Genomic DNA, 19,460 nt, shown 5'->3' on the forward strand with positions numbered 1-19,460 from the left:
AAATAAACAGCTATTATTTTTTTCGTAATTAAGTAAAATAGAGTGAAAGATTAAGAGGAAGCTTTGAAAAATAAGATAAAAAAGATAGTAGTTTCAGGAAAGGAAGTGTGGCCAATCATCGAGGGTGGCAAAGGCATTGCAGTTAGTGATGGGAGATCAAGCGGAGCATTTGCTGCAGCAGATGCTGTGGGTACGTTTTCTGGTGCAAATGCTAAGCTTATTGATGATAATGGTGAGTTAGTGCCGCTGATTTACAAAGGCAAAACAAGAAATGAAAAACACAGTGAATTGATTGAGTATAGTATTAAAGCTGGAATCAGTCAGGCAAAAATAGCGAATGAAATATCAAAAGGCCGTGGAAGAGTACATATGAATGTGCTTTGGGAGATGGGAACAGCAGAACGCGTGCTTCATGGCATATTAGGAGGAGCGAAAGGTTTGATTCATGGTATTACCTGCGGTGCTGGTATGCCTTATAGGCTTGGAGAAATTGCAGCTAAATATCAGGTTTATTATTACCCTATTATCTCATCGGTGCGTGCTTTTAAAGCATTATGGAAACGTGCTTACCAAAAAATATCTTCTTATTGGCTAGGTGGAGTAGTTTATGAGGATCCATGGCTTGCTGGTGGTCACAATGGACTGAGTAACAGTGAAGACCCAGAGCTACCACAGGCTCCATTTAAAAGAGTTGCAGAGCTTAGATCTTTTATGAACGAGATCGGTCTTTCAGAAACACCAATTGTTATGGCAGGAGGAGTGTGGCATTTGAAAGATTGGGAACATTGGTTTGACAATCTGCAAATTGGACCAATAGCTTTTCAGTTTGGCACTCGTCCACTTTTGACGAAAGAAAGCCCAATTTCTGCAGAGTGGAAAAAGAAGCTACTCACTTTAGAAGAAGGTGACGTATTTTTAAATAAATTCAGTCCAACAGGATTTTACTCATCTGCAGTAGAAAATAACTTCATACGTGAGTTGCAGGAACGGAATTCACGTCAAATAAAGTTTTCAGAAAATGCCAGCAAGGAATTCAATAGTGAATTTGCAATGGGTAGCAGAGGTAGGAAGATTTACCTTACTGCAAAAGACAAAGAACTGGCAAATACATGGACTAAAGCAGGGTACACAGAAGCAATGAAAACCCCAGATTCAACTGTTATTTTTGTGACGCCAGACAAATTTGCAGAGATAAGACAAGATCAAATCAATTGCATGGGATGTTTGAGCCATTGCCTGTTTAGCAATTGGAAAGATCATGGCGACCATTCAACAGGGCAAAAACCAGATCCAGGGTGTTTTTGTATACAAAAAACATTGCAAAACATTATACATGACGGCGGTATTGAAAATGAACTCATGTTTTCCGGACATAATGTATATAAATTCAAGCAAGATCCGTTTTATGAGAATGGCTATGTACCGACAGTAAAAGAACTGGTAAAAAGGATATTGACTGGGTATTGAGTCAGCAGTGGCCTGAAAAGTCCATTTTTCACTTTATAAAATGTTTATATTTTACCACCTACTGACCTTACCCAGAAGGTATGAATTAGGTATTGCTTGGTTGGAAGCAAGAGAAGATAATCACTTCTCAGAGTGGATAGGTGGCAGGTTGGCACTTTTTCTGAGTGTTCTTGTATAAAGTATATGAAAGAAGACCTCGTTACTCAGATTCTGCCACCGGTGAGGCTCACAAAATGTGATGACCTCGTATAGGAGTTTGGACCAACCAGTACTCTGATATATTGAAATGTGCAATTGGAGGAAAAATATGCGTCACATAGGCATTATACCAATAGTTTTACTGTTTGTTACTTGCAAGAAGGAAAATCGGAGTATATTCAAACGTTTCGCTTAAAAGACTTAAATAATTTTATCAGAAATCTTCAAGAAACAGATGAAATAGCTAACAGGCAATAGCTGTTTTTTTTATGACGCAGTGTCACCTTATGTTAAGCGCGTGGTCTCCTGGACAGTTTGAAGTTGTTCGTCGCTCTGTGAACAAAACGGACAAGCACGATGCGCGAGCTATTGCTTTTTTTCTAAGCAAAGGTATGTTGCCTGAAGCAAAGCAAACAATGCAAGCAGTTAGCTTCTCTTCTTCAAACAAGAGACCAGTTACGGGTATCTTTAATCAATAAAATGCATGGTCTTTTTAATTACCATGGGATAAAAATTAAAAAGGAAGCACTTACAACTAAGGTGGGTGCTATTGGAAAGTATACTTGGGATCCTTTAGAAAAGGTTGAAATTGAAGTAATTAGCTATCATTTGGAAGCTATTCGGGAAAGTCTTAAAAAACTTGAGAAGGAAATTATAGCTTTTGCCAAACAGCTTCCTGAACCTTATCAGCATAAAAGGAATTGGCCCAATTTCTGCAGCTATTTTTATTGCAACAATTGGAGACATTAATGATTTTCATAGGCCTGAGAAACTTACTGCATATTTTGGAATTGTGCCACAAATCTAATCAACAGTGCACGATCGGAACAAACGTGATATTCTTTAGTGCAGTGTACTTGGGTTGCTATACGCTTATCTGAACAGCTTATGTAAAAAAAAAGCGTGGTTCTGCTAAGGCTATTATTGCTACTGCCAGGAAATTTCTTACAACTATTTTCTATACTCTTAAAAATGACTGGGTTTTTAAAGATTTCACAAAATTTGAATTTTTTATTGGACAACAATCATAGGAGAAAAAGTAGAGAGAAAGTTAAGAAAATTTTTTACAAAAAGAACGATGAATCAAAATGTTCAGGAATGCAATAATTAATAGCAGAATGCCTACGCTATTTATTGTAAAAATTTCTATGTATTCAAATATGGCAGTTCTAGCTTGTTGAACGGAGTGCTTAGGTATACCAATCACATAAGCAACTTAAAGATCACCTTTACAACTTTGTTATATTATGCAAAAAGACTCAAAACTCTCAAAACCTTATGAATTTATATGTAACCAGTGGACACAAGCATCCTGTATTATTTATACTAAATCCATACCATCACGCTTTGGACCTAGTTCTTTATTCATTCTCACAATCCGTGAACGGTTACAAATACTGGAGTTTACCCTTCTTCTTGTTATTTTTCTAATCTATAGTTAGCGTTCAAAACCATATTCGAAAAGTATCTCATATATTTCCAGATTTTTTTAATGATGTTTATTTCATCCTCAATATTGTCTCTACCTTTATGAACTAAATTACAATTTAGCAGCATTAAAAATTATAACGTATTCCTACCTCCAGAGTTGCATCTGGTATTTGTAATGCTTTTATACCGCTTAGTTGTCCACCTGCAGTAATACCAACTGCACCAACTATCTGTGGAGTAATTTCATAATCAACACCAACCTTCAGTTTATAGGAAATAGAACCCAGTATTTTATCTACTACCTCACCTTCACCAAAGCTAAAAGGCATTACTTGTAGGTATCCTCCTAAGCCTCCACTGACATATAGCTTAACGGGATCAATATCAAGGTCAGGATAATAACGATAATTTGCCAATAAGCTAGCCCCTATTTTCCTTTTTTCTTTATCAGCTATATCACTTATGTCAGTGAGAACCTCAAGTTCAAACTTAGAGTTTTTGTCATAATGATAACCAAAAACAACGCTAGGTTTTATTTTTAAGCCGCCACCCCATCCGGCACCAAAGTTTAAACCTGCATAGTACTGATCTTCTGACTTACTTGCACTATTACTAGCTGCACCTGCTAAAGATGAAGTAAGCAACACAGCCAAAACGCACAATCTCTTTATTTTCATATAACTCCTCATACAAAAAAATATATAATGCATAAGTATATATGCTTTGTATTAAAAAAGATATAACTACATGTCAAAAAAAAGTATACCCACAAAGTAAAGGATGTGCTACTCGGATGTATCCGTTCAGCCAATGGCGTCAACTTAAGGGAAAATATCAGTGATTGTGTATAAAACTTCTCTCTAAATTTTTTACCATTAAATTACCCAAAAGCTGCAATAAACAGCACTTTTGTTTCTGTTTTATTTCAACAAAGAAGTCTAAAATATGTCCTTTTTAGGTGAAACATGCAAAAAGGAAAAAATCTTATTCTACAAATTAAAAATATAATATACTCGAAAGCTTTTCAGAGAATCCATTGTGTTGAGTTTTACACGAACAAGCTTTTACGACAGTATTTTCTATGATTTTAAAGTTAATTAAGAAAAGTTTAGGAATAGAATGTGAGCTCATTAAGTTCCACCCTCAAAGCAAGCTTTTTCTAAAGCAAGATATAAATACAGGTTTTAAAGAATTTAAGCATCCAAACAGCCTATTGAGCAAACGTTAGCAGAAACCTGAAGTCGTTACTCAAATGCGTTCATTAAATCAAATTATTTATCTACGACCGTCTTCATTAAAATTTATTCAGCAGCATTATGAATTGAAAGTAGACTTTATTTTTCGCTTGCAAAAAAGAAATTATAGCAAGCTATGGTTCATCTGGTGAATTAGATTTTGTGCTAGAAAATAAAACGAAAAGCCAAAAAGTAAGAGTAATAGTGCTTACATTAGCCAATGGGGAAACAGAGTTTTTGACCGAGACTTTGGAGCAAAGCTTATGTGTTAAGGTGGCATATAGAAGAGTGCTATAAACGACTCAAAATAGGTGCAGAGTTAGAGAATTTTTCTGGCGTAAATTTAGAGGCTGTATTACAAGAATTTTGGGCAAACTTAGTCATGTGTAATATATTGTCGCTTCATATCACAAGGGCCTTGGAATCCAGATAAAATTGCTGATAAATTTTTCAGTTTTATTTGGTGTAATGAGGCAGAAACTCTATCAGGTACTTATTGCGCCAAAAAACTTTCAAGCCCTTTTTGATAGAGCAAGTATACGCGCTAAAGTTAAAATCCGACCAGGACAGCCGCAATAAGGTAGATAAGCCCAAACGCCATCATGTCTTTAGGAGAGTTTGCTAATGAAAGTTCTTAAGTTGACGCCATTGAGTGAACGGTTACTATTTAAAAGGATATGTTCAAAAAAACTGTGTCAAATCAACTCATACATTTCATTACCAACTTCATGATGAAGTTCTGCAGTTGGATGGAAATAATCAAAAAAGAAGTAATCCTTTAGTGTTTCTTTGCTACACTCAGGGTTATAGTGAACGTCAAGTTCCCCTTTAAATATCAACTTTAAGAGTATTTTTATATTTTCTTTAAATCTCCCAATTTGGTCTGCAATGTTCGATGTGCATGCATCTTGACAATTTAAACCTTTGCTCTTGTATTCGCCAAGCATACTTTTCATTTTAGAGTTAAGATCAAATGCTTTTATTTCAAGATTTGTACTTTTCTTCATATAATCTAAGCCATTAGCCAATTTTGCATTGAAACTCTCTGTGAGCTTCGTAGCTAGTTCCCTTGCTTCTTCATCTCTATTAAAAGCTGGTATTGAGCCAACTTCAGGTGCGTTTGCAACAACTACATGCTTAACACCATGTTCATTTAGAACCTTAAGTGCATTACATATTTCACTCACTGCTTGTTCCAACACTTCTTCCGCTTTAGTATCGTCATAAGCAGTGGCAATCATAACATCATTTCCGCCGATTATGATGCAAAATAAATCTTCTTTACCTATATCTGGATGATGTTTAATTACCGCATCTAGCTGGTTAGCTAAACGAAATTTATTGAAGAAATAAGAAAAAATAGGGTCAAAAATTTCAGATGCTGTTGCACATGAAACTGCATAGTTTTGACCTTGCTGTTCGTGGCATCTACCAAAAAATGAATAACTCCACCCAGGTTTAAATTCGTCTAAATCTAAATATTTTGCTACATATTCAACAGCAGTAGGGCCATCGCTAAAAGATCCTCCTTGATAAAAAGGGTCACCAAACTTTACGCTTTTTGCAAAGGATAAATTATTTAAAATTCCAATAATTGCGCCATTATCAGATAAACTATCACCCAGAACATAAAAATTTCTATACTTTGAATTAGAATTGTCATTTTTGTTTGTCATAATATTTACCGTAGATTAGTATCCTATCATGTTGTTTTATGAGGCTCGTAAAAAAAGAAAAATAGCGGTGCAACTTTTTTACAACCCCCATTTTAAACTTTATTGTGTATTTCCTTCATATCATACCTTTTTGAAAAAACGTTTTATTTTAAAAACGCTCTGACTTTTTCTCCACTTTTTCCGGGCAAAATCAGCTTCTTCTTAACTTGACACGTATACTTAAAAGAACCCTCTAAGTTTTCTAGCGCGGCTTGGATGTTTCAACTTGCGCAGTGCTTTTGCCTCTATTTGCCTAATTCTCTCACGTGTTACATTAAAAATTTTTCCTACTTCTTCTAAGGTATGCTCCTTCCCATCTTTACCAAGGCCAAAACGCATTCTTAGAATTCTTTCTTCCTTTGGTGTTAAAGTTGCAAGAACATTGGTTGTAATGCCACGCAAGTCAGCAAGTATTGCAGCATCCTCTGGTCTGGAGACTCGCTTATCTTCTATACAATCACCGAAGGTACTACTATCATCTTTTCCTGTTGGAGCTTCAAGACTTACTGGATCCCTTGCTATTTTCATAACTTTGCGTATTCTTTCCAGTGGCATTGTCAGTTCTACACTCAATTCCTCTAACGTCGGCTCTCTCCCCATCTCATGAGTCATCTTTCTTAATGCTCTGTTGATTTTACTGATAATTTCCACCATATGAACTGGTATTCTAACTACTTTAGACTGCTCAGGTATTGCCCTAGTGATCGATTGTCTTACCCACCAAGTGCCATAAGTTGAAAATTTATATCCACGTTTGTAATCAAACTTATCCACGGCTTTCATAAGACCAATATTGCCTTCTTGTATCAAATCAAGCAGATCAAGGCCTCTTTTTGAATACTTCTTAGCAATGGAAACTACTAGCCTTAAGTTAGCCTTAATCATCTCTTGCTTTGCTTCAGAGACTTCTCGTTCGTGTTTTTGTATTCTCCTGATTAGCTCCTTAAATTCTTGCACGTTATCTTCCTGTATATGCTGCTTAATACCGTTCAAAGTACTAGCTATATGTTCAGAGTTATCGTCTATAAACCTTAAAAATTTGTTTTTTAATTCACCTGTAAAAGAGGACTGATTTTCATTGATCTTTAAAAGACTTATCTCTTTCAACTCGTGCTTTAAAAGCACGTCATCATAAACTTTATAGAAACTTTCTCTATTGATATCGTATTTTCTAGCCTCAGCAATAAGATTAGCCTCATCAAGCGTGATGGATCTATTTATCTTATAAAGTTCTTGTGTAATTCTGGCAACAGCAGCATCACTTAACTTAATTTGTAATGCCATAGACCATATTTGATTATACAAAATTTCTAGCTCATTAGAGAAATTTTTAGAATTTTTTCTTAATATCAACGCTTCATTTGTTAAAGTAATTATCTCATCCAATGCAACTATGACCTTTGGCAATAAGTCACTTTCCATTTCAAGAATAGAAACATTTAAATTGACTGAACTTATATCTTCATTATCACCGTCTTTCTCATCATCACTTTTTTTACTATCTTTCTCATCATCACTACAATACTCAGCATCTTCAGAAACATCCTCAGAATCCTCAACATCTTCAGCACTTTCTTCACTCTCTTCTTTGGGTACCACATTAAAATCAGAGTTATAAATTGCATCCAGATCTATAATTTCTCTCAGTAAGAGAGCTCCACTACTTAAATCATCACGCCATACTTTTATCACCTTTAATGTTACTGATGTTTCAATTATTGCGCGTAACATGTTATGCTTTTCAGATTCAATTTTTTTTGCTATCTCGATTTCATCTGCCCTTGACAAAAGCTTTACAGAGCTCATGTCTTGTAAATAAATCCTTACTGGATCATCATTTTGTACTAAAGTTGCAGTAACATTTGGCGATGTGTCATCATCATCAAGTTTACTATCATCACTGTTGGAAGGAACATCTTCTTCATCTTCGCTACTTTCAAGCACATTAATTCCGGAGTCCTGCAATAAAGATATAGCATCATCTATAAAGTCAGACGAAAAATTTTCATCTGATAATTTATCATTTATATCATCAAAGGTGACAAAACCACCTTTTTTTATACTTTTAGTTACAAGATCTCTGATAATTTTTTTCTTATCTTCTGCATCATTAATAGTTGACATCATTACCTTTATAGTTTATAATTTCATTCCTTATTAACAAACAAACTTACAACGAGCAAGTCTATAATTTTACTTTTAACTTGTGGCTATTTGTTACTTCATATAGTTTAAGATACTGTTAATTTATGTACACTTGTCTTGATCAATTGTTCCATACTTTTCTTCTATTTTTACTGCTATGGACAATCCAACTGAAAATGTTGCAATTCCAACCACTATAGCAGTAAGCATTAAAACATGGGGTATAGGATTGCTATATGAATAAAAATTTGAAACCAATATAGGAGGCAAGGAACTTTTTATATACCCTAGAGATATGTAAAACAACAAAACAGATGCTTGGAAGACACTTACTCCTATCATTTTCTTGATTAAATTTTTATCGTTTATAATAATATATAAACCTAGCACCATTAATATAATAATAATTGTATAATTATATAAAGTCATTGTTTTTTCCTACGAGCAAAATTTATATATATAATTAACATAGAGGAGCAGACAGTAAATGCTACACCTAATTCCACAAAAAAAATACCCAATTTTTGACCGGTTCTATTATTGGCTGACAAGATATCGTAAGATAAAAAACTTTGGCCAAGTAAAGTTGTTGCAACGCCCGTTCCTCCATAAATTAAAATACCTAACACGTTAGTCAATCTAATCACAGAATAAGGTATTGCTTTTAGAGTTGTAGATACACCAAATAGCATTGAATATAATATTATCCCGGAGGCAATAATTATTCCTGCTTGAAAACCTCCACCCGGAGTGTAATCACCGTGAAATTGTATGTATAAACCAAATAAAATGATAAAAGGTATCATCAAAAATGTTACTGCATTTAATATCGGATCTTTAATCATTTTCTTTTTCTTCTTTTAATATCAACGTTATACAAAGCGCAGCAGTAAAAACTACTATAGTTTCTCCAAACGTGTCATAACCACGAAAGCTTGCCAAAACAGCTGTCACTATATTAGGAATACCGGTAGCTTTTTCGGTATTTTCCACATAATAAGGAGCAACATGCAAGTGGATCGGAGCATTGTGGCTGCCAAAATCTGGCAATTGAATCATAAAATATGACAAACATACAGCCAGAAATAACATAAAAAAAAGCGTTATAGGGTTATGAGATAGATTTACTTTATGATTCTTTATCAAGGAGAGTGCTGCAAACGTAAAAACCGTACTGAGCCCCGCACCAACAGAAGCTTCAGTAATTGCAACATCAGGTGCATTCATAATTAAGTATATAAGCGCAATAAGTGAACTAAATACACACATTAGAACAGCACTTACGACTAAATGTCGCGAGAAGACTATAAAAACCGTAACTGTTAGTAACAACAAAAGTAGCACTACATTTAATATTTCTAACACCTTAACCTTCTTTAACAGTTTTTTTCTTAACTTTATAATAAGTGCGCGCTAAAATATAGCCATTAGTTGAGCTAGCTACCCATATTATAAGAATTAATAATATTATTTTAACAGTATTGATTGAAAATCCATTCTGCAAAGCAAAACCAATTAACAATAACGTTGCACCGCTAGAATCTGTAATACCTGCTGCATGTAACCTAGTATAGAAATCAGGAAATCTAATTACTCCCACACTTGAAATGATTACTAAACAAATGCCTAAAAATATAAGAACGGATCCTATCATAAATTATTAAAACAACATTAATCTCATTAGTGCTATAGTTGATATAAAGCTAACGCTAGCATACAACAATGCTATATCAATTAAAAAAAAATTATTCAGAATGATTGATATTGCTGTTATGAGTACAACTACTTGCGTTGAGAAATTATTGAACGCTAAAACCTTATTGTACACATCACTTGACTTAGAGACTATGCGACACAACATTACACTCATACAGAACAACAGTGTATAGATAGCAATGTGAATCATTTAAAGACTATGTAACTTCAGTAGATTTCTAAACAGATACTTCTTCATCGCCATCTTGATCATTTATTTCACCATCCACTTCATAATCTTGGCTTTCTTGACTTACATCAAGATCTGTGTTATCAGAAAAATTTAATAAATTCGCTAGCTTACTTGTATTACTGCTGTAAACATTATTCATATTTCCTTTCATGTACTCCTTGCATCTACCTACCAAAAGGTTAAATAGGTCATGAGTATCCACCTGTTTTTCTGCTATTTCATGTAAGGAAACTATGGTGTTCTTATGGTCTTTAAACTGAGCTGTTTGAACTGGATTACTTGCCCCTGTATTTAAATCATGTGTTCTTTGACTTGCCAATAGAACCAATTTGAAACGGTTACTTACCTGTTCTGTACACTTTTCTACAATAGACTCAGCCATAAGATACTACCTTAATAAGTTTTATACTATATCACAAAAAACAAGTTGTCAACTTTGTATCTATTGCGATTCAACTTCATGTTTTACTTTTTCTGCCTCAGATTTTATTTCTTGGCTTTCTGTCATCGTGATTGTTATTTCATGATCAAGTTTTTTTAGGAATCCTAACAATCGCTCTAAAGAAAAACCATCTATTTTACCATTTTTAATTTGCGATACCTTTGGCTGATCAATACCAAGTTTCTCAGCTGCAAAAGCCTGAGTCCAAGCATTTTTTTCTATAATTTTATTTATTATATAAAGCAACTTTGTTTTTATTCCTGCACTGTCTAAGTTATTTAACGATATTATTTCCATAATTTTTACACTCACATATCAATTAACTTTATTAAACATTATAACATAATATTTAATATACCAAGATATTAATATCATATAACTTGTCAATAATTATATGATATCAATATTTAAAACTTTAAGTTGATTGTATATTAATATTTCAATCAAATTTCTAGTAACTTTAAATTATCATTTTACTATCAGCCTATCTGAAAAAGTCATTTACAGAAAGAACAAGCTAAAATTACAAAGCTTGAAATACAAAAATAATTATTTTATAAATTTATCTTACATAAGAAGTTTATACTCTATATCTTAATATAGATATTTATTTAAATTTTTAAAATTTCCATTTTAATGAGAATTCTATATATTCTATTTATAATATAACTAAAATATTTGTTGCTTTTTAGCTGGAACATTATTTAGTTAGTAAGTAAAATTGTGTTGAATATGACAAAAATAAAAAAAGATGTTGCTGTTATTATGGGGAGTGAGTCAGATTACACCACTATGATCCATACCGTCGGTATGTTAAAAGCATTAGAAGTTTCACATGACATATTCATAATATCTGCACATAGAACACCAGAAAGGCTCTTCAATTTTGCTAAATCTGCACAAGAAGAAGGTTTTAAGGTTATTATAGCTGGTGCAGGAGGTGCAGCTCATTTACCTGGTATGGTTGCGTCACTAACTTGTTTACCAGTTATCGGCGTTCCTGTGCATAGTAAACAATTAAATGGGCTGGACAGTCTACTCTCTATAGTTCAAATGCCAAAGGGTGTTCCAGTTGCAACCATGTCTATAGGAGAAAATGGAGCATATAATGCTGCCATTACCGCCGTATCTATATTGTCAATTTCCAACAGTGAAATTGCAGGTAGGTTAAAAAAGTGGAGAGAGAAACAGACCAAAGAAGTAAAAGAAAAACCAGTTTCATAATAAATCTATGGCAATAATTCTTTTAGACACAAAAACCATAAACCGTATAGCAGCGGGGGAGGTGATAGAAAGGCCAGCAAGTGTAGTAAAGGAATTAGTGGAAAATGCAATAGATGCTGGAAGTTTAGAAATAGAGATCAAAATAGAAAGTGGTGGGCGTAACCTTATTATTGTGACAGATGATGGTAACGGAGTAGAAAAAAACGATTTAGAACTTGCGTTTATGCGCCATGCTACTTCAAAATTGAGCGATAGTGAGTTGATAGAAATCAAGCATCTTGGCTTTAGAGGAGAAGCTCTACCTTCAATTGCAGCAGTAAGTAGGATAAAATTATCGTCTAAGGCAAGAGAAGCAAGTGAAGCATGGTCTATAAGTTATGAAGGTGGAGAGAAAATAGGGGAGCTAACTCCTTACTCTTTATCACAAGGGACACATATTGAAGTACGAGATTTGTTTTTCGCTACCCCAAATAGACTAAAATTTCTAAAAACCGAAAGAGCAGAAACTCAAAGCATTGTTGATATTGTAAATAACCTAGCAATGATTAACTATCATATAGGGTTTACTCTCACTTCAGGTAATAAAAAGCTCTTAAAATACGCTAAGCAGACTTCGTTATTTCATAGATTGTGTGAAGTAGAAGAAGAATTTCAGGGCAATTCTTTGGAGGTCAATGAAGAAGAAGACGGCATTAAACTTACGGGACACATCTGTAAGCCGACCGTCAATCGTGGTAAGTCAACTCAGATCTATACGTTTGTTAATGGAAGGCCAATTAAAGATAATTTACTTATTGGTGCGGTTAGGTATGCATATCATGATTTTATTCCAAGCGATAGGTATCCTTTTGCAGCGTTACATTTAGAGATACCTTATGATCAAGTAGATGTAAATGTGCATCCAAATAAATCAGAAGTAAGGTTTCAGAATAAGAAGCTCATATATGAGATAGTGACAAGAGGATTAATTAAAGCGTTGTCAAGAAGGATAGGCACCTTTGATGTCATTCCAGCTAGTGACCAGAAAGCTACTAATACGATAGAGGGTTTTGTGAAAGGTTCATTATCAGATCCTTTTGATAAGTCTAATGTTCAAAAAGAATTTTACGAAAGGAGGCCAAGTCCTTTTGAAAATCAACTAATAAAAGAATTTGCCTCTCCAAATGAAAAAGCAAAAGGCTTATCAGAACAGTCAAAATCGTTTAATTATACCGGCATACAGAAATTCCCAGCACAAGCGGAGGCTATGGTTCTAGAAAAAAAGGTGTTAGAGCAAGTTGATTTGATAGAGAGCCACCCACTCGGGTTTGCACGCTGTCAGGTCTATAATACTTACATTATTGCCGAGGTAAGAGACAAATTGATTATAGTCGACCAGCATGCAGCCCACGAAAGACTAGTATATGAATGCCTAAAACAAAAATCAAGTATAAAAAGACAAAAACTACTTCTTCCTGAAACGGTTGAAATCAAAAATCAAGCTGGAATGGAGATGATTGAAATCTATAAAGATAAGTTATTTGAAATGGGTTTTGATATTGAAATCAAATCAGAGAATAAAGTGATAGTAAAAGAAATCCCTGCAATTTTGGGAGCAATAGATGTGAAAGAGATGCTAATTAATATAGTGGGTAGATTAACGGAAATAGAAGATACATTGCCAGTAGAGGATAAAGTGAACAAAATATTGGCTACTATCGCTTGTCATGGATCAATTAGAGCAGGCAGGAAAATGAGATTAGAGGAGATGAATGAGTTGCTGAGGCAAATGGAAAAAACCCCATATTCCGGGCAATGCAACCACGGAAGACCAACTTATATAGAAATGAAACTCAGTGATATTGAAAAACTGTTTGAGAGGAGGTAATGAGGTTGCCATAAATATGTAAGTGCTCCTTCCTCGTCATCCAAGTAGCTCATAGAAACGGATTAAACGAAAAAACTTGCTTGACACCCTTTGCCAGCCCCCTTATCATGAAAACTGAAGCTATTTATTTATCTTCTCTGTACAGATTAAATGACAAAAAAACTCAACGTATTTGGCGTCTCATGTTTAATTTTTTGCACTATGTGCACCTTATGTCTTTATCAAATTTCTAGGTTTTTACCTACACAAGCTGAAATACGCTTATAAAGCATTTAAAACATCAAAAAACGCCAACTTAAAAAATGGATAGTGAATAACTAGCTACCCTAGGGTTTCTTTTGCCTTTTTTTCTGTTTAGTAAATTTCTTAACGTTTATAATTTAGATTAGTTGCAGCTTAAAAGCAGCTAAATCGCGGTTATTAAGCGTTTAGAATAAAAAAACGCCATACTTGAAAGTATAATGTAAGTAATTAGCCAACCACGGGGTTTCTTTTGCCTTTTTTTTATCTGGTAAATTTCTTAATATTTATAGCTAACATGAACAAACATTTGAGAGTAACTTCCGCTAGTAGGGTGTCATCCCAGTGCTTGACACTGGGATCCAGCCTTCCTGCAATCTCATCGAAAACGTTGTAACCACTTTCTATGCTAGTTTGCTTGTGAGCAACCTGGATTCCAGTGTCAGCTACTTTCATGACACCCACTGGTGAGTCAAGCCAAAAACGTTTGTACAGCTATGTGTCAAGGCACTGGGATGACACCCTGACAACCGTCATCCCGCTGCTTGTTAGCGGGATCTATGCTAAAAGATACCGCGAATGAATCGCGGTATGACGGTCTGCGGCAGTATGACGGTTCGCGGTGGCATGACGATAAGCCTCGTCATCCCGCTACTTGTTAGCGGCTAAGAGATACCGCGGCGGTATGACGGTTCGTGGTGGAATGACGATAACCTCGTCATCCCGCTACTTGTTAGCGGCTAAGAGATACCGCGGCGGTATGACGGTGTAGATGATGGTTAAGTAATTCGTCATTCCCCTACGTGTTAGCGGGATCTATGCTAAAAGATACCGCGAATGAATCGCGGTATGACGGTCTGCGGCAGTATGACGGTTCGCGGTGGCATGACGATAACCTCGTCATCCCGCTACTTGTTAGCGGCTAAGAGATACCGCGGCGGTATGACGGTGTAGATGATGGTTAAGTAATTCGTCATTCCCCTACGTGTTAGCGGCTGAGATACCGTGGCGGTATGACAATAAGCTCGTCATCCCGCTGCTTGTTAGCGGGATCTATGCTAAAAGATACCGCGAATGAATCGCGGTATGACGGTCTGCGGCAGTATGACGGTTCGCGGTGGCATGACGATAAGCCTCGTCATCCCGCTACTTGTTAGCGGCTAAGAGATACCGCGGCGGTATGACGGTTCGCAGCGGCATGATAATAACTTCGTCATCCCGCTGCTTGTTAGCGGATGAGATACCGCGGCGGTATGACGTAGAAGCTATACTTTTATACTCACCAACTCAGCTGGATCCAAGTAGTCAGGGCACTGGGATGACACCCTTTCCCAGTCTATCAAATTACAATGCTTGTACAGTTATGGAATTGTGCAATAGGCACAATTTAATATAAAAAGCTTTGCTTTTTGAAATTTTGGGTTATAATTAACTTAAGATATTTCAGTAGGAAATTTATTGTGAATAGAAAGGAAGCTTTAAAAATATTAGGTTTTAGTGAGGGTGATAATCCTGAAAAATGGGAATTGAAAGAAAGACATCAGGAGAAATGGTCTTTCACTTATAGAGAATTAACAACTGCATTCGACTCTCTTTCAGAACAATTTATCGGTCCAGATTCCAGGCCTTTTGACTATGTCGATTTAGATGATGATATTAACTCTCTTAGTGATCTACAGTCTGTTTTCGGTTCTGCTACCTTTAGCAACGATATAGAATACCTAAAGAAGCTTTTTTCTAAGTTCAAGAGTAGCAAAAATGGACAATTTGGTGATTATATAAATCAACCTTATGAAGGGGAAAATCTATTATATCGTGCTGTATCGAGTAGAAATATTGAAATTGTAGAGCTTTTCTTAAAAAATGGTGCAGATCCTAATACAAAAATTAATGGACCATACGTATGGGATAGTGAAGTTGAAAAATTATTAGTCGAGTATGGGAAAATCGATAAATCCAATGTATTTCATCAGTTAGTTTTTGCAGTTCTAATAAGTTGTGTTGCTTTTGCGATGTACTCTTCATGTGATGCCTCTTTCTCATGTTATGCGGGAGTGGCAGCATTTGCTCTTGCTGGAGTTCTTCTTGTTGCAAAAACTATACATGATGTGTTTTATGTACAAACAAAATGGCCTTCTCCTAATTTTGATGAAGTTAATGCTGAACAAGTAATAAATAATGTTGAGGACAATTCTAAAAGAATTGACAATGCATTAGCTTAATCACAACTGTACGAGCATTGTTATTTAAGAGCAATCTCCACCAAGAAGGGTGTCATCCCAGTGCTTGACACTGGGATCCAGACTTTCCACAATCTCATCGAATTTAACATAAATTAGCTACTTTCTATGCTAGTTTGCTTGCCCACAAGCAAACTTTCCTGGATCCCAGTGTCTGGGCACTGGGATGACAGGAGAAAGTGCTGCCGTCGTAAAGGAACCAGTGTCAGCTACTTGCATGACACCATTTGCTATGCAGTAATCTTTATGCTAATTTTACTAAAAATTATAGTATTTTAGATATAATTACAATATCTAAGTTTAAGGTATAGGGATGAACCCTACAATCAAGAGAATTTTCAATATTTTTCTTATAGTATTATTTATTTCTTTTTCTCATGTTGGGAGTGCTGCTGCTGACACTAATGCTGACACAACTGCTCAAGTAATATGTAATATTATTGGCTACGTTTGGGGAATAGGCGGACCGCTTATGACCGTAGTGATAATAGGTGCAGCTTTGCTTGCGATATTTGGTAGAATGCCATGGCCAGCTCTTTTTGCGCTAGGTGTATTTTGTGCTGTATTTTTCGGTGCTAAAGCTATTGTCACGAAAGTAATGGCTAGTATAAACACTACAGATGCTTCTTTTATGGAACGATGTGGAATAGGAGATATTACAAAAAAGAACTAATAGGGTTGTTTTTTTCTAAAACAGACCTGATACACGGCTTCAACTATATCTTCCACTTGCGGTAATGCTTTTTTTTCCAGATTTGCAGCGTAAGGTAAGGGGATGTCCTTGCCAGTTACGCGTATAACTGGAGCATCAAGGTAGTCAAATCCTTGTTCCATGACAACGGCTGACAGCTCTGCTCCTATTCCTGCAAATGGCCATCCTTCTTCTACACTAACTAACCTATTAGTCTTCTGAATAGAGTTAATAACAGTTTGAGTGTCAAGTGGTCTTAAGGTTCTGAGGTCAATAACTTCAGCTTCTATGCCCTCATCAGAAAGTAAATCTGCTGCATTTAAGGCATCCATTAATTTTAATGAGAAAGCAGTGATAGTTACATCCTTTCCCTCTCGTATAACAGCAGCTTTGCCTATCTCAAGTAGATAATCTTTATTTGACAGCTCAGAGTCAGAAACTTCATGTTCATGTCCGTAAGCTATTTCGTTTTCTAGAAATATTACCGGATTAGGGTCACGAATTGCAGCTTTAAGCAGACCTCTGCAATCGGAGGCAAAATAGGGTGCTATTACTTTTAACCCCGGTATATGCGAATACCAAGATGCAAAGCATTGAGAGTGTTGTGCAGCAACTCTTGCTGCAGCGCCATTTGGTCCACGAAATACTACAGGGCATCCAAGTTGTCCGCCTGACATATAATTTGTTTTTGCTGCGGAATTCACAATTTGGTCAATAGCCTGCATAGAAAAATTAAAAGTCATAAACTCGACTATTGGCTTTAATCCAGCAAATGCCGCTCCAACAGCAAGGCCAGCAAATCCATGTTCGGTAATAGGAGTATCAACTACTCTGTTTTCTCCAAACTCTTTCAGTAATCCTTTCGTTACTTTATAAGCACCATCATACTCTGCAACTTCTTCACCCATGATAAGCACATCAGGGTCGTTTTGCATCTCTTCTCTGATTGCTGTGCATAAAGCTTCTCTTACACTTAAGGTTGCCATTTATAAACTTTTGTAGACTTTAACTAAAGTAACTATATCAGAATTACTAGGAAGCGTACAAATTAAGTTTTACAAACATTATGTTGCTTGAATATCTACTTCTTTTAATTCAGTGATGGGTAAGGTCAGTGCTTCATTCTATAACGCAAAACCCATACTTACCAAACCCAATGCATTACTTGCAATTAAGTTTTCTAGATTCCAGTGTCAAGCACACAGCTGTACGAACATTTGTTTGCAAAGGCAGTATGTTAAGTGTTATAGCCGATTTTGCCTCAAACACAAAGGTGTCATCCCAGTGCCCTACTGCTAGATCTGTGCGAACTTTTCTTTATAATAGTTTTAATATAATACAAAACCAGCCATTTTAGCCCACTTTTACCACATTTAGATATGAACTTGTATCTTGAACTGAAAAAACAAACTGATTTCCTTTTATTCTCTCCATAGTTTCTTTATAATGGGAAAAATAAATTTCCTTATCCTTAAGCTTTTCATTGCTTGTATGCACCCTTGGCTTCTTTCCATCTACTACAGCTTTGATTCAGATGCCTTACCCTCTATACAATAGCTTGTTTCAATAAGTCTCTTATTAAGCCTTACATCCCCCAAGTTAACGTATTTTAACTCTCTTTCCAGCCATTTATCCCCTAAGCCATCTGTATATTGCACATTTGTACTTACTTCATTCATTTTGGTCCCAATTTTATTTAATATCTATCTTACTCACTTCTTATATTTGTGGGTAAAAGTGAGCTGGTGAATATGCTGGAAGGTACAACAAATGACAGCCAAAAGACTCTATTAATGACTTTGTTTTAGGAGTCTTATGAAATGTAGCATTATCCATAACTATCACGCTTTAACTGTGGCAGTAATATCTCACGCATTAAATACTTCTTTCTCCCGTGAAAGTTATTGGTGCAATGAACTTCTCATCCGCCTATTATACTTACTCTCTCTCGCTTTTTTCCAGAGCATATATTTTTTCTCCTTTTGGAGCTCGTCCATATTCTCGGTATAATCTATTATCAACTCCTGCTTCATCTATATATAAAATGCTAGAGTGGTCTATTTTTGAGATTTTATCGGTAAAGCGCTGCCTATCTTCTTGACTACGTTCTGTGACTTTTTTTTAAGGTTATTTTTAGCTGTTTTAACCTATACCAAATTGAATTTATTCCAAATCCTAGATTTTGTTTCATTTCTGCTAGCTGGGTGTTTTTTGACATATTCTTTGAGTACTTCTGGATCTATTTTTCGAATAAAACTTCCATTCTTTCCTGCCTCCAGGCTCTCACCGTTTCCTTTCTTTTTCAGCCATCTGTACAAGGTTGCAATTCCTATTTCTAGAAGATCTGCTACTTCAGATTTTGACTTCCCTCTTTCCACCAAAGAGATAGCTTTCTCCCTTAAGTCTACACTGTATGCCATTACTTACCTCATATTTCATTAATTCCATATTATACCTTTATCATTTGTTTTGGGAAATACTATAGTAGCGGAATGACGAATTTGTTGCTTATCGGATTGTAGGTAAACTTTTGGCTATAGGTTCCAGCATCACGCGCTGAAATGACAGGATTTCGAAGTAAATCTAATCTATTTTCTCTTGATGAATAAACCTGAGT

The 19,460-nt window shown here is 35.5% G+C and carries 24 protein-coding genes and 4 pseudogenes; 12 read left to right on the forward strand and 16 right to left on the reverse strand.

Annotation, left to right across the window (positions count from 1 at the left end; all coding sequences use genetic code 11):
• Positions 1–63 precede the first annotated feature (63 nt).
• Together OPR43_RS06935 and OPR43_RS06940 are read left to right on the forward strand one after the other, a co-directional pair.
• On the forward strand, positions 64–1,467 hold the full coding sequence (locus OPR43_RS06935) for an NAD(P)H-dependent flavin oxidoreductase (protein WP_265034654.1): 1,404 nt from the start codon (positions 64–66) through the stop codon (positions 1,465–1,467).
• 294 nt (positions 1,468–1,761) lie between these two features.
• Positions 1,762–2,696: pseudogene (locus OPR43_RS06940) on the forward strand (transposase).
• Between the two features lie 33 nt (positions 2,697–2,729).
• Here OPR43_RS06940 and OPR43_RS08560 read toward each other — a convergent pair.
• Positions 2,730–2,854 (reverse strand): annotated as a pseudogene (locus OPR43_RS08560) (IS3 family transposase); the annotation flags it as partial.
• A gap of 8 nt (positions 2,855–2,862) precedes the next feature.
• On the opposite strand from OPR43_RS08560, the pseudogene OPR43_RS06945 reads away from it, so the two are divergent.
• A pseudogene (locus tag OPR43_RS06945) lies at positions 2,863–3,096 on the forward strand (hypothetical protein); the annotation flags it as partial.
• A gap of 125 nt (positions 3,097–3,221) precedes the next feature.
• Here the strand turns inward: OPR43_RS06945 and OPR43_RS06950 are convergent.
• Positions 3,222–3,773, reverse strand: coding sequence for an outer membrane beta-barrel protein (locus OPR43_RS06950; protein WP_265034655.1), 552 nt, complete (start codon positions 3,771–3,773; stop codon positions 3,222–3,224).
• Between the two features lie 288 nt (positions 3,774–4,061).
• Here OPR43_RS06950 and OPR43_RS06955 point away from each other — a divergent pair.
• Positions 4,062–4,956 (forward strand): annotated as a pseudogene (locus OPR43_RS06955) (transposase).
• 70 nt (positions 4,957–5,026) lie between these two features.
• Here OPR43_RS06955 and OPR43_RS06960 read toward each other — a convergent pair.
• The 9 genes from OPR43_RS06960 to OPR43_RS07000 form a co-directional block, all read right to left on the reverse strand.
• On the reverse strand, positions 5,027–6,007 hold the full coding sequence (locus tag OPR43_RS06960) for an SGNH/GDSL hydrolase family protein (protein WP_265034656.1): 981 nt from the start codon (positions 6,005–6,007) through the stop codon (positions 5,027–5,029).
• Between the two features lie 219 nt (positions 6,008–6,226).
• On the reverse strand, positions 6,227–8,170 hold the full coding sequence (rpoD, locus tag OPR43_RS06965) for an RNA polymerase sigma factor RpoD (protein WP_265034657.1): 1,944 nt from the start codon (positions 8,168–8,170) through the stop codon (positions 6,227–6,229).
• A gap of 123 nt (positions 8,171–8,293) precedes the next feature.
• Entirely contained in the window at positions 8,294–8,620 is a 327-nt protein-coding gene (locus OPR43_RS06970) for a cation:proton antiporter subunit C (protein WP_265026103.1), read from the reverse strand.
• Complete coding sequence (locus OPR43_RS06975) at positions 8,617–9,036, reverse strand: Na(+)/H(+) antiporter subunit B (protein ID WP_265026104.1); 420 nt, start codon at positions 9,034–9,036, stop codon at positions 8,617–8,619. The genes OPR43_RS06970 and OPR43_RS06975 overlap by 4 nt, the downstream gene beginning before the upstream one ends.
• Positions 9,029–9,556 carry a DUF4040 domain-containing protein gene (locus OPR43_RS06980; protein WP_250294918.1) on the reverse strand — a complete coding sequence of 176 codons (528 nt, stop codon included), beginning with the start codon at positions 9,554–9,556 and terminating at the stop codon, positions 9,029–9,031. Before OPR43_RS06980 ends, OPR43_RS06975 begins: the two co-directional genes overlap by 8 nt.
• Before the next feature lies 1 nt (position 9,557).
• The gene (gene mnhG / locus OPR43_RS06985) at positions 9,558–9,845 is read right to left on the reverse strand and encodes a monovalent cation/H(+) antiporter subunit G (RefSeq protein WP_265026105.1); all 288 of its coding nucleotides are present in this window, start codon (positions 9,843–9,845) and stop codon (positions 9,558–9,560) included.
• Between the two features lie 6 nt (positions 9,846–9,851).
• Positions 9,852–10,097, reverse strand: coding sequence for a monovalent cation/H+ antiporter complex subunit F (locus OPR43_RS06990; RefSeq protein ID WP_320109922.1), 246 nt, complete (start codon positions 10,095–10,097; stop codon positions 9,852–9,854).
• Between the two features lie 28 nt (positions 10,098–10,125).
• On the reverse strand, positions 10,126–10,521 hold the full coding sequence (gene rpoZ, locus OPR43_RS06995; protein WP_265034658.1) for a DNA-directed RNA polymerase subunit omega: 396 nt from the start codon (positions 10,519–10,521) through the stop codon (positions 10,126–10,128).
• 60 nt (positions 10,522–10,581) lie between these two features.
• Positions 10,582–10,878 carry a helix-turn-helix domain-containing protein gene (locus OPR43_RS07000; RefSeq protein ID WP_010081926.1) on the reverse strand — a complete coding sequence of 99 codons (297 nt, stop codon included), beginning with the start codon at positions 10,876–10,878 and terminating at the stop codon, positions 10,582–10,584.
• A gap of 435 nt (positions 10,879–11,313) precedes the next feature.
• Between OPR43_RS07000 and purE the strand changes: the two genes are divergently transcribed.
• Positions 11,314–11,805, forward strand: coding sequence for a 5-(carboxyamino)imidazole ribonucleotide mutase (gene purE, locus OPR43_RS07005; protein ID WP_265034659.1), 492 nt, complete (start codon positions 11,314–11,316; stop codon positions 11,803–11,805).
• 7 nt (positions 11,806–11,812) lie between these two features.
• Entirely contained in the window at positions 11,813–13,672 is a 1,860-nt protein-coding gene (gene mutL / locus OPR43_RS07010; RefSeq protein WP_265034660.1) for a DNA mismatch repair endonuclease MutL, read from the forward strand.
• Positions 13,673–14,176: 504 nt separating this feature from the next.
• Here mutL and OPR43_RS07015 read toward each other — a convergent pair.
• Positions 14,177–14,368, reverse strand: a complete 192-nt coding sequence (locus OPR43_RS07015; protein ID WP_265034661.1) for a hypothetical protein — start codon at positions 14,366–14,368, stop codon at positions 14,177–14,179.
• Between OPR43_RS07015 and OPR43_RS07020 the strand changes: the two genes are divergently transcribed.
• The 5 genes from OPR43_RS07020 (at position 14,352) to OPR43_RS07040 (ending at position 16,825) form a co-directional block, all read left to right on the forward strand.
• Positions 14,352–14,495, forward strand: coding sequence for a hypothetical protein (locus OPR43_RS07020; RefSeq protein ID WP_265034662.1), 144 nt, complete (start codon positions 14,352–14,354; stop codon positions 14,493–14,495). The two genes, OPR43_RS07015 and OPR43_RS07020, sit on opposite strands and share 17 nt — an antisense overlap.
• A 430-nt stretch (positions 14,496–14,925) precedes the next feature.
• Positions 14,926–15,069, forward strand: coding sequence for a hypothetical protein (locus OPR43_RS07025; protein ID WP_265034663.1), 144 nt, complete (start codon positions 14,926–14,928; stop codon positions 15,067–15,069).
• On the forward strand, positions 15,063–15,308 hold the full coding sequence (locus tag OPR43_RS07030) for a hypothetical protein (RefSeq protein ID WP_265034664.1): 246 nt from the start codon (positions 15,063–15,065) through the stop codon (positions 15,306–15,308). Before OPR43_RS07025 ends, OPR43_RS07030 begins: the two co-directional genes overlap by 7 nt.
• A 64-nt stretch (positions 15,309–15,372) precedes the next feature.
• Entirely contained in the window at positions 15,373–16,134 is a 762-nt protein-coding gene (locus OPR43_RS07035; protein ID WP_265034665.1) for a hypothetical protein, read from the forward strand.
• A 331-nt stretch (positions 16,135–16,465) separates the two neighbouring features.
• The gene (locus OPR43_RS07040) at positions 16,466–16,825 is read left to right on the forward strand and encodes a TrbC/VirB2 family protein (RefSeq protein ID WP_265034666.1); all 360 of its coding nucleotides are present in this window, start codon (positions 16,466–16,468) and stop codon (positions 16,823–16,825) included.
• On the opposite strand, the gene OPR43_RS07045 is transcribed toward OPR43_RS07040, so the two are convergent.
• The gene (locus OPR43_RS07045; RefSeq protein ID WP_265034667.1) at positions 16,822–17,829 is read right to left on the reverse strand and encodes a pyruvate dehydrogenase complex E1 component subunit beta; all 1,008 of its coding nucleotides are present in this window, start codon (positions 17,827–17,829) and stop codon (positions 16,822–16,824) included. The genes OPR43_RS07040 and OPR43_RS07045 overlap by 4 nt on opposite strands.
• A 128-nt stretch (positions 17,830–17,957) precedes the next feature.
• Here OPR43_RS07045 and OPR43_RS07050 point away from each other — a divergent pair, with 128 nt between their 5' ends.
• Positions 17,958–18,200 carry a hypothetical protein gene (locus OPR43_RS07050; protein ID WP_265034668.1) on the forward strand — a complete coding sequence of 81 codons (243 nt, stop codon included), beginning with the start codon at positions 17,958–17,960 and terminating at the stop codon, positions 18,198–18,200.
• Positions 18,201–18,360: 160 nt separating this feature from the next.
• Here OPR43_RS07050 and OPR43_RS07055 read toward each other — a convergent pair whose 3' ends face one another.
• The 3 genes from OPR43_RS07055 to OPR43_RS07065 form a co-directional block, all read right to left on the reverse strand.
• Complete coding sequence (locus OPR43_RS07055; RefSeq protein WP_265034669.1) at positions 18,361–18,522, reverse strand: transposase; 162 nt, start codon at positions 18,520–18,522, stop codon at positions 18,361–18,363.
• A gap of 40 nt (positions 18,523–18,562) precedes the next feature.
• Entirely contained in the window at positions 18,563–18,679 is a 117-nt protein-coding gene (locus OPR43_RS07060; RefSeq protein ID WP_265034670.1) for a transposase, read from the reverse strand.
• Positions 18,680–18,990: 311 nt separating this feature from the next.
• Positions 18,991–19,263 (reverse strand): transposase, encoded by a 273-nt coding sequence (locus OPR43_RS07065; RefSeq protein WP_265025750.1) that lies wholly within the window; start codon positions 19,261–19,263, stop codon positions 18,991–18,993.
• Between the last annotated feature and the right edge of the window lie 197 nt (positions 19,264–19,460).

The organism is Wolbachia endosymbiont (group A) of Apoderus coryli (assembly GCF_947251615.1).
Taxonomy (GTDB): domain Bacteria; phylum Pseudomonadota; class Alphaproteobacteria; order Rickettsiales; family Anaplasmataceae; genus Wolbachia.

Bases quoted from the DNA above. Each gene is read 5' to 3' on its own strand.
- OPR43_RS06950 (WP_265034655.1), bottom strand. From the start codon at position 3,773: ATGAAAATAAAGAGATTGTGCGTTTTGGCTGTGTTGCTTACTTCATCT.
- OPR43_RS06960 (WP_265034656.1), bottom strand. From the start codon at position 6,007: ATGACAAACAAAAATGACAATTCTAATTCAAAGTATAGAAATTTTTAT.
- rpoD (WP_265034657.1), bottom strand. From the start codon at position 8,170: ATGTCAACTATTAATGATGCAGAAGATAAGAAAAAAATTATCAGAGAT.
- OPR43_RS06970 (WP_265026103.1), bottom strand. From the start codon at position 8,620: ATGACTTTATATAATTATACAATTATTATTATATTAATGGTGCTAGGT.
- OPR43_RS06975 (WP_265026104.1), bottom strand. From the start codon at position 9,036: ATGATTAAAGATCCGATATTAAATGCAGTAACATTTTTGATGATACCT.
- mnhG (WP_265026105.1), bottom strand. From the start codon at position 9,845: ATGATAGGATCCGTTCTTATATTTTTAGGCATTTGTTTAGTAATCATT.
- OPR43_RS06990 (WP_320109922.1), bottom strand. From the start codon at position 10,097: ATGATTCACATTGCTATCTATACACTGTTGTTCTGTATGAGTGTAATG.
- rpoZ (WP_265034658.1), bottom strand. From the start codon at position 10,521: ATGGCTGAGTCTATTGTAGAAAAGTGTACAGAACAGGTAAGTAACCGT.
- OPR43_RS07000 (WP_010081926.1), bottom strand. From the start codon at position 10,878: ATGGAAATAATATCGTTAAATAACTTAGACAGTGCAGGAATAAAAACA.
- purE (WP_265034659.1), top strand. From the start codon at position 11,314: ATGACAAAAATAAAAAAAGATGTTGCTGTTATTATGGGGAGTGAGTCA.
- mutL (WP_265034660.1), top strand. From the start codon at position 11,813: ATGGCAATAATTCTTTTAGACACAAAAACCATAAACCGTATAGCAGCG.
- OPR43_RS07015 (WP_265034661.1), bottom strand. From the start codon at position 14,368: ATGAAAGTAGCTGACACTGGAATCCAGGTTGCTCACAAGCAAACTAGC.
- OPR43_RS07025 (WP_265034663.1), top strand. From the start codon at position 14,926: ATGACAATAAGCTCGTCATCCCGCTGCTTGTTAGCGGGATCTATGCTA.
- OPR43_RS07040 (WP_265034666.1), top strand. From the start codon at position 16,466: ATGAACCCTACAATCAAGAGAATTTTCAATATTTTTCTTATAGTATTA.
- OPR43_RS07045 (WP_265034667.1), bottom strand. From the start codon at position 17,829: ATGGCAACCTTAAGTGTAAGAGAAGCTTTATGCACAGCAATCAGAGAA.
- OPR43_RS07055 (WP_265034669.1), bottom strand. From the start codon at position 18,522: ATGAATGAAGTAAGTACAAATGTGCAATATACAGATGGCTTAGGGGAT.
- OPR43_RS07060 (WP_265034670.1), bottom strand. From the start codon at position 18,679: ATGGATAATGCTACATTTCATAAGACTCCTAAAACAAAGTCATTAATA.
- OPR43_RS07065 (WP_265025750.1), bottom strand. From the start codon at position 19,263: ATGGCATACAGTGTAGACTTAAGGGAGAAAGCTATCTCTTTGGTGGAA.